Below are 13,394 nucleotides of genomic sequence, written 5' to 3'. Positions count from 1 at the left end.
TATTTTTTTATGTTAAATAAAATACTAAGTGTTGGCTTTTTTTTATTAATATTATCATCGACTTTTTCCACCCGTTGTTTTGCTAATGACGTATTTTATGATAGTTTTGATGTAAAAAATGAAGAAAATTGGACATTTCAAGAAAACAATGGCTGGATTAAGGTTGATGGTAAACTTGGTTTGTATAGTACATCAACCTCTTTCCCTTACGTCATTGGAAATTCAGCAGTCGTTTTTCCGGCATCATTCGATTACGGAATGGAGGTTATTTTTAGGTTTCCCGATTCACGTGCTTCTGGGGTGGGTATCGGAATTGGTTATACTGGACTAGACGGTAGAAACTACTCTCAATTTGGAATATGGAGTGACTCTTCAATAAATGGTGATGCGTTTTACTATAATGATTTCTATGACCGAACGAACGGTTGTGTTAATTTTCAAGCGGTAAATGATCTTGCCGGTAGGGTGCTTATCCCTAGGATTAGTCTGTCAAAAAATGATTGGAATACTTTAAAAATATTGGGAGTGGGTTCAAGTTATGATGTATCCATAAACGATGTATTTATTTATCGCTCAAATGGCGGACAGTGTATTCCAAGTAATATTTGGTTTGGAAATCGACTTGGGAATTACACAAGTTGGTCTCAAATTGAAATTGACAGTGTAAAAATATATATACAAACTCCAACTGTTATTCCGACGGAGACATCGACACCCACACCTACTTCAACTTTAACACCTACGCCGACTTCTACCCTAGTTCCTACGCCCACACTAACTCCAACGTTAATACCTACCAGTACTCCAACCCCCACAGCAACTCCGACAGAAATACCAACTCCGACACCGACCACACGACACAAAATTATAATTATCCCGGGATTAGGGGCGAGTTGGAATTCAGAGGCGATGGTATACAACAAAACGGTTGGAAATAGCGAATGGGGAATGACCCCCTTTGTAAGGAACTACGATAATTTAATTTTGGCGCTAAAGAATAAAGGTTTTGTTGAAAACGAGGATTTATTCGTGTGGAATTATGATTGGAGACGGCCGGTTTCCGAAATTGTTGAGGAATTAAATAATTTTATTGCGGGAAAAATATCTGATGGAGAAAAGGTGGACTTGATAGGTCATAGTCTGGGTGGGTTAGTCGCGCGGATATGGACTCAGGATCATCGCGATAGTTTGTCGTTGGGGAGAGTTATAAGTTTAGGCAGTCCTCACTTTGGCGCGGTTAAGGCATATGATGTTTGGAGCGGGGCAAAGATTGGAGAGGGTTTTAGCCCGGATAATATTGCTTTAAACGTATTGGTCCAACTTCAGAAAAAAAACTATCAAACTAAGTTGGAAACTATCAGAGGTTACGCTCCGGTTTTGAAAGATATTTTGCCTACTTTTGATTTTATCAAGAAGAATAATGTATCTGTTCCCTGCTCTGAGTTGGGCACGGTGAATCAATATTTATCTCAGAAAAATGCCGGGTCAAGCTCGATATTTTTACCATTTAAGGCAATGACCGGGGTTGGCAAATCAACCGAAGAGTGGATAAACTTGACTTGTAGAAATATCATTGATCGGTCGTTTGGAATTTGGCCCGATGGTCATCCGGTAGGATGGAAATACGGGAATGGTGATGGAACCGTACTTCTTCGGAGTGCGGTGTTCCCCGGAGATATACATGATGAAGTGGTGTCTGATCATGGGGTTCTTCCGTCTGTGTTGATTGATAGGATATTAACTGAACTAGAACTGGGGGTCCCGATAGGGATAGTTTCAGATTTTTATCATGACAACGCAAAAATTTTCTTTATTGGTTCTCCGGCTACCATGTCGCTTGACTGTGATGGAGATACTCTTAATATGGATGAGATGGGATTTATCGTGGTGGGAGATAGTTACAGGTTTTGTAAGATTAATTTAACGGGGATTGCCGATGGCGGTGAATATCATTTAGTGTGGGGTGATACCTCTGGGGCGGAAAGTTGGGAATATATTGAAGGTGAGATTGAAGGAGGGCAGGAAATAAAATTAAAAGTTGATATGGAGAAGATGGAGGTTGCTTCAAGTACCGAAAATGGCGTAACCATTTTTGAATTGATGGATCGGGATCTGACATTATTGAAGTTAAAATATCCGCAAAATAAGAGTTTATTGTCAGCTTACGGTGCATTCAAGAAAAAAAATTGGAATTTATTTTACGAGAGGTTAACTGATTTCAGACGACAGACGAACGAGGACAGGGTGTCGGGGCGAGTAATCGGTTATCTTCGTTCCTATATGGCAATTTATGGCCAAAAAATAAATAATAGGCTGATGGCATCCTTTTTATACAAGGGTAGTGGCTTTGAGGTTAAATTAGTTGATAGTTTGTTAAATAAAAGAGCCAGTCTAAGCCTGTTGGGGGCGCAAAATTATGAAAAAATGATAGAGGTCTATGGAAAGATGGGGGTTGATCTCAAAAAATCGAATTATGTTTCAGTTTTCGATTCGGTTTTGATATCGCGGTTGGCAAAAGAGATAAAATAAACTAGCTTTTTTCGTGTGCTTTGGGGAGGACTGTTTGATATTTTCCGGATATAGTAACTGGTGTCCCTACTTCTGCCCAGGAGAATAATTGAGCGGCCTCGGGTGTTTTCATGTTGATACAACCGTGGGACATGGGTACGCCAAAATTGTTGTGCCAGTAAGTTCCGTGAAAACTGTAGCCCATAGCCTTTGATGTTTTTTCGTTATAAAAAAACATGATATATGGGACATTCGGAAGATAATAATAAGTTCCTAGCGCCTTTGAGCCGCCGGACATTTTTTGTGATCTAATTTTTGTCCATATCCGAAAGGTACCGGTTGGAGTTCTGTCCCACGAGCCTGATGAGATCAGGAAATTATAGACCTGGCGGTTACCTTCGTAGGCATAAACCCTTTGAGCGGTTAAATCGACTTCGATTCTTTTGTACTCGTTTGTATCACCCAAAATGTTTGCTAGCTTTGTTGGTGGGGAGTCGTGGGGTGGGGAGAGAATTTGATTGTTAAATATGGCAATTTTTGCATTTTTATCATAGTCGTCTTTGATAGTGCCCGGATTGATTAGGTTTTGTTTTGAAAGAAATTTCGGAAGATATGGCTCTAAGATGATTAAAAAAGCCAGAAATAAAAACAGGGAAAACAGTATCTTCAAATGAATTTTCATTGATTAAATTTAGCATAATTCGGTTAATTGGGGGGGGATTGACCGGTGAAAGGAATAGTTTTGTGGGAGTAGTGGGGCAGAGATGTCTACAGTCGGATTTGGGTGGTTGTTAGAGGACTCGGACCTCTGACCTCATCGATGTGAACGATGCGCTCTAACCAACTGAGCTAAACAACCGATGCCTTGATTATATCAATGTTTGAGGATAAACTTAAGCTCATGAGGATTAATTTTAGATTGCAAAATGGTTTTTCAGTTGGTAATTTTATTTTAGAGTTTGTCCAATCGATTGTATTGGCCTTATCCGTTTTTGTGTTACTGTATCTTTTTGTGGCCCAGCCGAATGAAGTTAAGGGAAATTCGATGGTGCCCAACTTTTTGGACAGGGAATATTTGCTGACGGACAAGGTGACATACCAATTTTCTGATCCAAAAAGGGGTGATGTGGTGGTCTTTAAGGCTCCCCCATCGGAGCCGTGTGCTGAGGATGAGTGTGAGTATATTAAAAGAATTATCGGGATTCCCGGCGACAGGATAAAGGTCTCCGGTGGGCAGGTATATCTTAATGGTAGTTTTTTAAAGCAGGATTTTTTGCCTGATGATTATGTGACATCGGCCGGATCATATAGCGTGGAGGGAGTTGAAGTGACTGTCCCGGCCGGGCATTATTTGTGTTTTGGTGATAACAGGTCGCATTCCAGAGACGGCAGGGAGTTTGGCCCGATTAAAAAAGAGCTGATAATCGGGAAAGCATTTTTTATCTACAAACCACTGGATAAACTTGGTTTTGTTCCGGCGGTCAGGTTTTAATTTTCGGGTTTGTTTTCTTCCTGGATATCTTTTGCGCAGATTTGTTTGTAGAGAGTCCGGAGATTTTGGTATCGCTGATCAATTGGTCCACGGAATTGGAAAGTAACTTTGGTTAGGATATTGGTTTGAGTGATTTTTACCTTTGCCAGTTTGTCGCGGAAACTTGTTTCCAGGTCGGTGCTGATATTATCGAGTTTAGACTTTAAAAACTGAGGCAGGTTTTCTTTGTTAATGGGGATGGTGCCTTCTTCGATTTTTTTTCTCATCCTTCTGGCAATATCTTCGGCCCGACGAACAGAGGCTTTTTCTTTGAGAACAATTTTATAACCCTCAATCATAAGTCTAGTGTCGCCGATACCTGATAATGCTCTTGCGTGACCTTCGCTTATCAATCCGGACAGCAGACCGTCTTTGAGGGCGTCCGGGAGGGTAAGGAGTTTTAAAACGTTTATGACATAGGGGATACTTTTGCTGACTCTTTTGGCAATCTGGTGGTTGTCCAGGTTAAATTCTTCTTTGAGACGATGAAAGGCCTTGGCCCGTTCGATAGGATTGAGATCTTTGCGTTGGACATTTTCAACGATAGCCATTTCCAACATTTGTTGGGGGCTAGTTTCTTTGATAATAGCCGGAACGTATTCGAGTTTTAAATATCTGGCGGCGCGCCATCGCCTTTCCCCGGCAATTATCTGAAATCCGGCCGGTGTTTTGGCGATAATTAGAGGTTCCAGAATGCCGTGTTCCTTAATCGAGTCGATAAGCTCAGAAATTGAATCGGGACTGATTACCCCCCGGGGTTGAAGAGGGTTTGGTTCCAACTGGTTGGTCGCAATTTGAGTCACTGGTTTCATAGAGTAAGGTTACTATGAAACTGCCCGTGAAAAAAGTGAGTGAAAATAGAACAGACTAAATCAGTTTTTGGCCTTTACAACCGACACATATTTTTTGCCGTATTTAGAATAGTATTTTACAATACCGGGTCTTCCTGCATAGACGGTGAAATCTTTTCCGAGTTTGGTTCCCTCACCGATGTGAAATTTGCTGCCAACCTGTCTTACGATAATTTGACCGACGGCAATTTTTTGGTCACCAAAAACTTTAATCCCCCGTCTTTGCCCGGGACGGTTTGCTTTTTGGTTTGTTTTTCCTTGTGACGCCTTGTGTGCCATTGTTTATGAGTTTAATGTTATGTTAAAAAGTTATTTTGGTGATTTTTACATCAGTTAATTGGTGGCGGAAGCCTTTTGTCTTGTGGTATCTGGATTTAGACTTATAGGTAAACACTTTTAGCTTCTTTCCCTGATAATTTTTGAGAACTTCGTATTCTATAGAAGCATTTTTTACAATGGGGGTCCCGACGGTGACTTTGTCTCCGTCGACGGTTAAAAGAACCTGGTCTGAAGTTAGCATATCGCCTTCTTTGGCATCGAGGTTGTCAATGGTGATAGTCTTATTTTCTTCGACTTTGAATTGTGTGCCAGAAATGGCAATAACCGCGTATTTCATACTTTTTGATTATAGCATATAGGAGTTAACTATCCAGTACTAATTATTCGCTTTTAGGATGAATAGATGATTCCCAGGGAAAATAAATATGAAATCAGCGATGATCCGCCAACAGAAATAAAAGGCAGCGGTATTCCGGTAACTGGCAGGAGGCCAATATTCATGCCAATGTTGACTACTGTTTGTAGCCATATTTGGATAGTTATTCCGAGAGTAAAAATGAGACCAACTTTATTTTTTGAAGCGAAAGCTTTTTTGATGAGGGTGTTTATGAGAATGTAATAAGAAGTCAGAAGAATTATTACTCCCAAAAGCCCAAGTTCTTCGGCGGTGGCCGAAAACATAAAATCGGTGTGTTTTTCGGGCAGGAAAAGAAGTTGCCCCTGAGTTCCCTTTTTGTAGCCTTTCCCCCAGATTCCTCCTGAACCTATGGCTATTTTTGACTGAATAACATTATAGCCTTTACCCAGAGGGTCTTGGTTTGGGTTGATAAAATTAATGATACGATCTCTTTGATAGTCATGAAGCACATATTTATAAATAATCGGTGAAACTGCTAGCGCGATTATTCCCAAAACGATCGATATTTTTATTAGTTTTTTGTTGAAAAGAACAACTGGGATCATGAGAAACAAAATAGAGATGGCACTGCCGAGATCAGGTTGGGCCATAACAATTGCAACCGGGATGGCATGAGTAAACGGAAGAGCGGAATTGGCTAAATTTATCATTAACCATGGCTTTACAATTTCTGAGGGTTGAATCGAGGTAAAACCAAGATCAATCCATCTTCGGGAACCTCGGGTGATATTGTTGAGAATAATCGGGACCACGAGTAGGAAACAGCAAACAATGAATATCGGAAATTTTGAGATACTCATTATTTTGGGGTTGATTTGTTTTCCGACAAAAAAAAGAAGTATACCGATTACCCAGGCCAATATTTGTCGGAAAAGATAGACCGGGGCGAGAGAACTGACCATCAATAAATTAATGGACATCAAGATACAAAGGGTTATTAATACCGGCAACCAATTTTTATTGATCATTTATTTTTCCTAAGAAAGGCCGGAATGTCGTACTCATCAGTAATATCGATACCTTTTGGGATTTCCTGGCCTTCAAGTATCTTTTGGATTTGTGGGTTGGCGGCGGGGGGATGTTCTGTGGGTAAGGTTTGTTGTTTTAACGGCGATACAACTTTTGGCGATGAGTAGATTCTTGATCGGCTAGTATCAAAACCGGTGGCGATTACGGTAACTTTGATTTTGTCTTTGTAGTCGGGATCGACTGTGGCTCCGAAAATAATGTTTGCCTCTGGTGAGGTATGTTCGGTAATGGTTTTTGCTGATTCCTCAATTTCAGCCATCGTCAGATCAGGTCCTCCGGTGATATTGATCAAAACTCCCCTGGCACCATTTATATCAACGTCAACGAGGGGTGAATCAATAGCAGCTTCCACGGCTTCTTTTGCTTTTTGTTCGCCCTGCGCTTCTCCGACCCCCATAAGAGCCGATCCGGCGTTGCTCATGACGGACTTTATGTCAGCAAAGTCGAGGTTAATAAGTCCGGGAACGGTGATGAGATCGGCAATAGCTTTTGTGCCTTTGTTCAAGACCGAGTCGGCGATTTTGAAGGCTTCGAGCAAGGATGTTTTACTGTTGACTACATCCATAACTTTTTGGTTTGGAATTACAATTAAAGTATCAACGTTTTCTCTAAGTTCCGTAATTCCGTCTTCAGCGTTGGTCATTCTTCGGCTACCTTCAAAGAGGAATGGCTTGGTAACTACGGCAATGGTCAGGATTCCTAGTTCTTTTTTGGCTATTTGGGCAATGACGGGAGCGGCACCGGTACAAGTTCCTCCTCCCATACCTCCGGTTATAAAGACCATGTCGGTGTCAGCCAAAGCTTCCTTGATTCTTTCTCTTGATTCTTCAGCGGCTTGTTGGCCGATTTGTGGATTGCCGCCGGCACCCAAACCTTTGGTAAGTTTTTCACCGATTTGAATTCTAATCGATGCCTGAGAGTTTAGGAGGACTTGTGAATCGGTATTTACGGCAATAAATTCTACTCCCTTGATACTATCATCAGAAATTATGGAGTTTATGGCATTATTACCACCACCCCCGACTCCGATAACTTTAATTTTAGCAAACTGCCCGTTTAGCGTTCTTATAAGACCCATAAAATTACCTAAGGTAGAATCGGTTCCAGTAAACTTTTAATCTTGGCGAAGAGGTTTATAGATGGTTTTTTGATTTTCTTAAGGGTGGAGAAATTATTTTTTTTACTTTCTTCAAGATGATACATAAGGAGTCCGACAGAACTGGTAAAGGATGGGTTTATTATGTCATCAACGATGCCGCCGACTTTAGGTGGCTCGGAGATACGAAGTGGCAAGGGAATGATTTTTGAACATATGTCTTTGGCATTTACTGTCAGAGCGCCACCGCCGGTCAAGACTATCCCTGCCGGGATTGATTCTTGAAAACCACTTTTACCGATTTCATTGTAAATAAGGCTAAATATTTCTTCTAGTCTCGGCTTTATAATGCCGGAAACAGCAGTTTGGATTGATATCTTCTTCTTTTCATCATTTAATATACCGAAATGGGAAAGCTCAATCTCATTTTCGTACTTTTTGGTTTCGATAATTTTTGCTAATTTTAATTTTATTTTTTCCGCGTCTTCAAGGGAGAAACGTAATCCGATAGCAAGGTCATTAGTGACATTGTTTGCTCCGATGGGGATGACCGCGGAATAGACGGGAGCGCTTTCGCTGAATATTGTGATGGTGGTTATGGTACCCCCAATGTCTACAAGAGCCACCCCAAGTTCTTTTTCTGTCGGTGTCAGAGCGGCTTTTGCTGTTGAAAGCCCTGAGAAAACGAGCGAATTAATATTGATTCCAATATCGGTAAAACATTTTTTAAGGTTTTTGATAGCCGGGCTACTGGCAACAATTATGTGGGCTTCCACTTCGAGTCTAATCCCGTTCATTCCGACCGGATCAACGATTCCCTCTTGGCCGTCAACAGTGTAGATATGGGGAATAACATGAATGATTTCCTTGCCGGCTGGTAAAGAAACGGCCTTTGCTGCCTCTACTACTCTTTCAATGTCAGACGGTTCAATCTCGCCGTTTTGGGCGCTGATGGCAACGACCCCCTGGGAATTTATGGATTCAATGTGGCTGGCAGCGATAGAGACACAAGCATCATTAATTTGAAAACCAGCCATTCGCTCGGCAGATTCTATACTTTGTGTAATGGTTTGAGTGGCTTGGTCTAGGTCGATAATTTGTCCTTTTCGAAAACCCAGGCTTGGGATAGAGGAAACAGCGACGACATTAAAGCGATCTTCATTTTCAAAATATTGTCCTATTATAGTCGTAATTTTAGTGGTGCCGATATCGACACCATTTATGATTTTAGAGTGTTGTTGCATACGGATGAGCAGAGCTCAGATCGATAAATGTAATAACCTGATGGTTAATTTTAGCTATTTTTAAAATATCTTGTAAAGATGAAATTTGCCAAAATGGATCTTTTCGAGTAGAGAGGATAATTAGAATATCATCGAGGTAAAATTCAACCTCATTTAAAAACTCCCGGTGAGTAATTTTTTGTGGTTTAATATCGGCCAGGACAAAGGCTTTTTCCAGGTTTTGGCGGTAATTATTGTTTCCGGAGATCGGATTCAGGTGCGGTATGTTTTGGGATTTAATTAAAATTGCAAAACTGCTAACAAGTAAGACGGGAAGCAATAATAGAATAAAAATTTTTTTAAATAATTTCATAAATTAGATTAAGAATTTTTTTATTTGGTTTAGGGAGGAGGCAAGGTGAGTTCATCTGAATCTTTTCCAGAGCAGCTATAGAATTATATATTTTTGTTGCTGTCAGTCTTGACTGTGGGACAATAATAGTTTGAAGCGGGAGTGCTTTTTTGGTCCAAACAGCATTCAGAAGCTGTTCGTCTTGTTGTGAGACAGGTAGCGGGATGAGGATGGATTTTTTTTCAAGCGCAACAATCTCCTGACAGGTATTGGCTCCGGATCGGCCTATGATAATTTTGGCATTGTTTAAAACCCAACCAATGTCTTCAAGATCAACAAATTCAGTTGGATAATAATTTTTTTCACCAACAAATTTTTCTTTAAAGTGCGGATAATCAATTTTACCGGTATGATGGATAATGGTGTATTTTTGTGCTATTTTTCTTATAACTTTTTCGATAATGTAATTAATGGGAGAAGAGCCTTGATTGCCACCGGTAATGTAAATCAGTGGGTATTTGCTGACAACATTATTGAGGATTTTATATTTTGGGGATTTCTGCCGATAGATGTCTGACCTTAAAAGATTTCCGGTAATGACAGTTTTGTCCTGGGGGAGATTAGGATTGTTGGTAGGTTCTTTAAAAGAGAGGGCAATTTTATTGACAAAAAAACTGTTAATTCTTGTGGAAAGGCTGATGGTTGTTGTCTGTTCATGGGTAATAGATGGGACGTGTTGTAAATATCCGGCAATAATTACCGGGACAGAAATATATCCGCCGAAGGAAACGATGACGTCCGGTTTTATCTTTTTAATAATTTTTAACGAGGAAAAAATGGCATTAATGGTTTTGGGGAGACCGCGAATGGTATTTGGTAAATATCGTCGATCAAGTTTGCCACCTTCAATTTGGTGAAAGTTTACCTTTAACTTGGGAATTATGGTGTGTAAAATATGATTTTCTGAGGGATAAATATGGCCAATATATTCTATATTCCACAAAGTTTTTGGATCCGCTTTTAGCTGTTTGATTAATTCAACTGCGGGGGTGTGGTGGGTGCCGGTTATGCAGATGGTTTTTACTCTCTTTTTGTATATTGTCATCGGCAGAGTAGTATAGCAGTTTTGGTCTATTCCTTTCGATATTGTAGACTAGCCCCATGGCAGACATGAGGGAAATTAATGATGATCCTCCGTAGGAAATGAAGGGAAGAGGGACTCCGGTTAGGGGGATGAGAGCGACGATGGCCGAAATGTTAATTAACGCTTGGAATGCAATCCAACAGCCGATTCCCGAGATCAGGAGTGACTCAAATGAATCTTTGGAACTATTGGCAATTTTAAATATATTTACGATCAGAAAAATAAACAGTAAAATGACCGTTATAATGCCGATAATTCCTGTTTCTTCGCCGATTACTGCGACGATGGAATCCGTTGATATTTTGGGTAGAAAACGATATTTCTGGTCGGAATTAGCAAACCCTTTTCCAAATATTCCTCCCGAAGCGAGCGCCATAATGATTTGGTTGCTATGGTAAGAACCGGTAGACAGTCCCTGAAGTCTGGCCATTCGATATGGAGAAGAGATAACCAGTAAAAAACTAACTATGGTAGCAAAAAAACCGAGGGTAAAAAGATGAATGATTTCTCCTCCGGAAAGGTAGTAAATAGTGATAACAATGGCAGAGATCAGAATGGCAGTGCTAAGGTTTGGTTGGGCAATGATTAATACAAAGGGAATTCCCAGGTAGAGCAATAAGTTTTTGATAGTTCTTTTATCGGCTTGAGAAAATAGTTTGGCAAAATAGATTATTGAAAATAGCTTCAAAATCTCTGAAGGTTGAATTTCGGTAAAGCCGATGTCGAGCCATCGTCTGGCGCCCAGGGTCTTGTTTCCGAGTTGGGGAATTAACACCAAAAATAACAAAAATAATGATGAGAAGTAAAGAATGGGAGAGGCCTTTTTTATTGTTTCGAGGGGTATTTTTGAGGTGACAAAGAATACTACCCAACTGATTACAATCCAGATTAATTGCTTTTTTGAAAAGAAAAATTTATCCCCGATAGTACTACTGGCTTCGGTTAAAGACGAAATGGAAATAAATAGAAACCCGATCAGAATAAGGATGAAGGTTAAAATAACAATCGGGGAGAGCCGGAGAGTTTGCTTAGTTGATTTTGGAGATGATCTCATTTTTTATAGTTGAATTTTTGGGAGAGGTAACGATAAAATTATTGGTTTCGTATTTTCCGTCTATTTTGCCTGACTCGCTTCTTCTGGTAAGTTGAGTGCCGATGATTTTTGGGTTTTTGAAACGTGTCTGTTCGGTGGTGATGTCAAAGAGATAGTTTTTAAGACTAAATTCGGCAAGGTGAAAAAGGAAAAGCGGATTTAAATTGGCTTTCAGCTCAATTTGGGTATAAAAGGCAAATGAGGCGGTTAGTCTGGGATTGCATTCGAGAAGGTATACTTTGTTTTGATCAACAATAAAGTCGAGACCAAAGAAACCTTTATAGTGTTTCTTTTCAAGATAGTCGGAAAATTTTTGGGTAATTTTGAAAGTCTGGTCGATAATATCGGGGGGGGCAAAGGATGGCCATTGACGTCCGACGGTGGAGAAAGGATTGGTAGTCAGCGACCTAATCCCAGTAAATTGAACTGCCGGTGGACTTTGGATTAGCCCCTTATTAGTTTGGCAGCAGTTATTTAGAAGGGTGTAACTCTCTTTGAGGTGGGGTGAAAATTTTACAACAGTGTCGGGTGGAATTGTTTTTTTGAGATGGTCAAAGCAATCTGCCTGAAAAGTGGATTTACCGGCCCAACCAAAGTGAGTTTGGATTATAAGTTCGGGGCCGAGTAGGTTTTTGGCCTTTTCAAAAGATAATCTATTTAGCTTGTCGATAATAAACGGCAAAATCGGAATATCGTGATTTTTACAGATTAGCGGAAATTTTAATTTGTCCTCAATTACACGGTTTAAGCTACTGTCATTACTGACTTTAAGCCAATTTCTATTTTTACAGATAAAATCGATTTTGGCGGATGGTTTAAATGGGATAATTGCCGGTAATTTATGGTGTTTTTTTGAGGTAGTTTCTATAAAGTCCCTTACTTTTGGATTTGAAAGAAGCTTACCTGAGTTAAGTTCATTGTCGAACTGATTGGAGTTTACCGGGGTGAAATATTTTAGCTGCGGGAGGGAGATTCTAAGCGAGTCGTCGACAACCAGGAAGAAATAGTAGTATGGAGATTGGTTTAGAGCGGATAGCAAATTTGATGTCATCTTTGTTCACCCGTTAAAATAATTACGGGGTAGGCACCAACTTTGATTCCCAGTTTTTCAGCCTTTAGGAACCCGGCCAAGGCCAAGGCGCCTTCCGGTGAAGTAAAAATGTTATTTGTGAGGAGAAATTTTTGAGTTTCAACAACCGTTGTGTTTTGGACAACCATGCCTCCTCCACCGGACTCGGTAATGGTTTTTAAAATATCTGACTTTAGGGGCAGAAGTTTTACGGATAGGGCATCGGTGATGGTGTGTGATTCTTTGATATATTGAGGGTCAAATGTTTGGCTGATGGGGCAGTGAGAGGCGGGCTGAATGGCAAAAATTTTGACAGTTTTTGGGAGCCCCTTTGAAATGCCCAACAAGGTTGTCCCGCTGCCAACCGGCATAAATATGCTGGTAATATCGGGTATATCTTTTGATAACTCCAAGCCGACCGACTGATAGCCGATTTGAGCTATGGGATCGGTGGATTGTCGGAGCAAAAAGCTATTGGTTTTTTTGGCATATTTAAAGGCACCACTAATTGGTCTGTCGGAAATGATAAAGTTTTTTGTTTTTTCAGTGATGAGTGATAGTTTTGACAGGTTGATCTTTGGGGAAAGAAAGATGGTCAGTTTTATGTTTGATTTGGAGCAATAATAGAGAGCGGAAATGGCGGCGTTGCCGGTACTGGAGATAACCGCCGCCGAGATACCTTTGCCAACGAGATTTTCTATTTGCAGTGATATTGCCCTGTCCTTTATCGAACCGGTTTGATTTTTATCTTCTCTTTTCAGGTAGAAGTTTTCTAGTTTTATTAGGGGTGTTGATGTCATA

General features: G+C 40.3%; 14 protein-coding genes and 1 tRNA gene. 2 read left to right on the top strand and 13 right to left on the bottom strand.

Annotation, left to right across the window (positions count from 1 at the left end; all coding sequences use genetic code 11):
• The first annotated feature begins 9 nt into the window (after window positions 1-9).
• On the top strand, window positions 10-2,529 hold the full coding sequence (locus WC841_02025; protein MFA5828129.1) for a hypothetical protein: 2,520 nt from the start codon (window positions 10-12) through the stop codon (window positions 2,527-2,529).
• Between the two features lies 1 nt (window position 2,530).
• On the opposite strand, the gene WC841_02020 is transcribed toward WC841_02025, so the two are convergent.
• Complete coding sequence (locus WC841_02020; protein ID MFA5828128.1) at window positions 2,531-3,190, bottom strand: L,D-transpeptidase; 660 nt, start codon at window positions 3,188-3,190, stop codon at window positions 2,531-2,533.
• A gap of 103 nt (window positions 3,191-3,293) precedes the next feature.
• Window positions 3,294-3,367 (bottom strand) — tRNA-Val (locus WC841_02015).
• A 42-nt stretch (window positions 3,368-3,409) separates the two neighbouring features.
• Between WC841_02015 and lepB the strand changes: the two genes are divergently transcribed.
• Window positions 3,410-4,000: a signal peptidase I gene (gene lepB / locus WC841_02010; protein MFA5828127.1), complete on the top strand. Its 591-nt coding sequence runs from the start codon at window positions 3,410-3,412 to the stop codon at window positions 3,998-4,000.
• On the opposite strand, the gene WC841_02005 is transcribed toward lepB, so the two are convergent.
• The 11 genes from WC841_02005 to WC841_01955 are packed head-to-tail and all read right to left on the bottom strand — an operon-like array spanning window position 3,997 to window position 13,393.
• On the bottom strand, window positions 3,997-4,851 hold the full coding sequence (locus WC841_02005) for a ParB/RepB/Spo0J family partition protein (protein ID MFA5828126.1): 855 nt from the start codon (window positions 4,849-4,851) through the stop codon (window positions 3,997-3,999). The two genes, lepB and WC841_02005, sit on opposite strands and share 4 nt — an antisense overlap.
• 60 nt (window positions 4,852-4,911) lie before the next feature.
• Window positions 4,912-5,169, bottom strand: a complete 258-nt coding sequence (locus tag WC841_02000; GenBank protein MFA5828125.1) for a 50S ribosomal protein L27 — start codon at window positions 5,167-5,169, stop codon at window positions 4,912-4,914.
• 22 nt (window positions 5,170-5,191) lie between these two features.
• The gene (rplU, locus tag WC841_01995; GenBank protein MFA5828124.1) at window positions 5,192-5,506 is read right to left on the bottom strand and encodes a 50S ribosomal protein L21; all 315 of its coding nucleotides are present in this window, start codon (window positions 5,504-5,506) and stop codon (window positions 5,192-5,194) included.
• Window positions 5,507-5,559: 53 nt separating this feature from the next.
• Window positions 5,560-6,555: an FtsW/RodA/SpoVE family cell cycle protein gene (locus WC841_01990; protein ID MFA5828123.1), complete on the bottom strand. Its 996-nt coding sequence runs from the start codon at window positions 6,553-6,555 to the stop codon at window positions 5,560-5,562.
• The gene (gene ftsZ, locus WC841_01985) at window positions 6,552-7,694 is read right to left on the bottom strand and encodes a cell division protein FtsZ (GenBank protein ID MFA5828122.1); all 1,143 of its coding nucleotides are present in this window, start codon (window positions 7,692-7,694) and stop codon (window positions 6,552-6,554) included. Before ftsZ ends, WC841_01990 begins: the two co-directional genes overlap by 4 nt.
• An 8-nt stretch (window positions 7,695-7,702) precedes the next feature.
• A complete protein-coding gene (ftsA, locus tag WC841_01980) occupies window positions 7,703-8,956 on the bottom strand; it encodes a cell division protein FtsA (GenBank protein MFA5828121.1) in 1,254 nt (417 codons plus the stop codon).
• Window positions 8,940-9,308 carry a hypothetical protein gene (locus tag WC841_01975; protein ID MFA5828120.1) on the bottom strand — a complete coding sequence of 123 codons (369 nt, stop codon included), beginning with the start codon at window positions 9,306-9,308 and terminating at the stop codon, window positions 8,940-8,942. Before WC841_01975 ends, ftsA begins: the two co-directional genes overlap by 17 nt.
• Complete coding sequence (locus WC841_01970) at window positions 9,295-10,392, bottom strand: glycosyltransferase (protein ID MFA5828119.1); 1,098 nt, start codon at window positions 10,390-10,392, stop codon at window positions 9,295-9,297. Before WC841_01970 ends, WC841_01975 begins: the two co-directional genes overlap by 14 nt.
• On the bottom strand, window positions 10,325-11,485 hold the full coding sequence (locus WC841_01965; protein MFA5828118.1) for an FtsW/RodA/SpoVE family cell cycle protein: 1,161 nt from the start codon (window positions 11,483-11,485) through the stop codon (window positions 10,325-10,327). Before WC841_01965 ends, WC841_01970 begins: the two co-directional genes overlap by 68 nt.
• Window positions 11,460-12,575 (bottom strand): ATP-grasp domain-containing protein, encoded by a 1,116-nt coding sequence (locus WC841_01960; GenBank protein ID MFA5828117.1) that lies wholly within the window; start codon window positions 12,573-12,575, stop codon window positions 11,460-11,462. Before WC841_01960 ends, WC841_01965 begins: the two co-directional genes overlap by 26 nt.
• Window positions 12,572-13,393: a PLP-dependent lyase/thiolase gene (locus WC841_01955; protein ID MFA5828116.1), complete on the bottom strand. Its 822-nt coding sequence runs from the start codon at window positions 13,391-13,393 to the stop codon at window positions 12,572-12,574. Before WC841_01955 ends, WC841_01960 begins: the two co-directional genes overlap by 4 nt.
• Between the last annotated feature and the right edge of the window lies 1 nt (window position 13,394).

The organism is Candidatus Shapirobacteria bacterium (assembly GCA_041659325.1).
In the GTDB taxonomy this organism is placed as follows: Bacteria; Patescibacteriota; Microgenomatia; order UBA12405; family UBA12405; genus JBAZYN01.
The sequence above is the reverse complement of the archived record's forward strand: the minus strand, read 5'-3'. Positions and strand labels throughout refer to the sequence as shown.

Bases quoted from the DNA above. Each gene is read 5' to 3' on its own strand.
- lepB (MFA5828127.1), top strand. From the start codon at position 3,410: ATGAGGATTAATTTTAGATTGCAAAATGGTTTTTCAGTTGGTAATTTT.
- WC841_02000 (MFA5828125.1), bottom strand. From the start codon at position 5,169: ATGGCACACAAGGCGTCACAAGGAAAAACAAACCAAAAAGCAAACCGT.
- ftsZ (MFA5828122.1), bottom strand. From the start codon at position 7,694: ATGGGTCTTATAAGAACGCTAAACGGGCAGTTTGCTAAAATTAAAGTT.
- WC841_02025 (MFA5828129.1), top strand. From the start codon at position 10: ATGTTAAATAAAATACTAAGTGTTGGCTTTTTTTTATTAATATTATCA.
- WC841_01960 (MFA5828117.1), bottom strand. From the start codon at position 12,575: ATGACATCAAATTTGCTATCCGCTCTAAACCAATCTCCATACTACTAT.
- WC841_01965 (MFA5828118.1), bottom strand. From the start codon at position 11,485: ATGAGATCATCTCCAAAATCAACTAAGCAAACTCTCCGGCTCTCCCCG.
- rplU (MFA5828124.1), bottom strand. From the start codon at position 5,506: ATGAAATACGCGGTTATTGCCATTTCTGGCACACAATTCAAAGTCGAA.
- WC841_01990 (MFA5828123.1), bottom strand. From the start codon at position 6,555: ATGATCAATAAAAATTGGTTGCCGGTATTAATAACCCTTTGTATCTTG.
- WC841_01970 (MFA5828119.1), bottom strand. From the start codon at position 10,392: ATGACAATATACAAAAAGAGAGTAAAAACCATCTGCATAACCGGCACC.
- WC841_02020 (MFA5828128.1), bottom strand. From the start codon at position 3,190: ATGAAAATTCATTTGAAGATACTGTTTTCCCTGTTTTTATTTCTGGCT.
- ftsA (MFA5828121.1), bottom strand. From the start codon at position 8,956: ATGCAACAACACTCTAAAATCATAAATGGTGTCGATATCGGCACCACT.
- WC841_01955 (MFA5828116.1), bottom strand. From the start codon at position 13,393: ATGACATCAACACCCCTAATAAAACTAGAAAACTTCTACCTGAAAAGA.
- WC841_02005 (MFA5828126.1), bottom strand. From the start codon at position 4,851: ATGAAACCAGTGACTCAAATTGCGACCAACCAGTTGGAACCAAACCCT.
- WC841_01975 (MFA5828120.1), bottom strand. From the start codon at position 9,308: ATGAAATTATTTAAAAAAATTTTTATTCTATTATTGCTTCCCGTCTTA.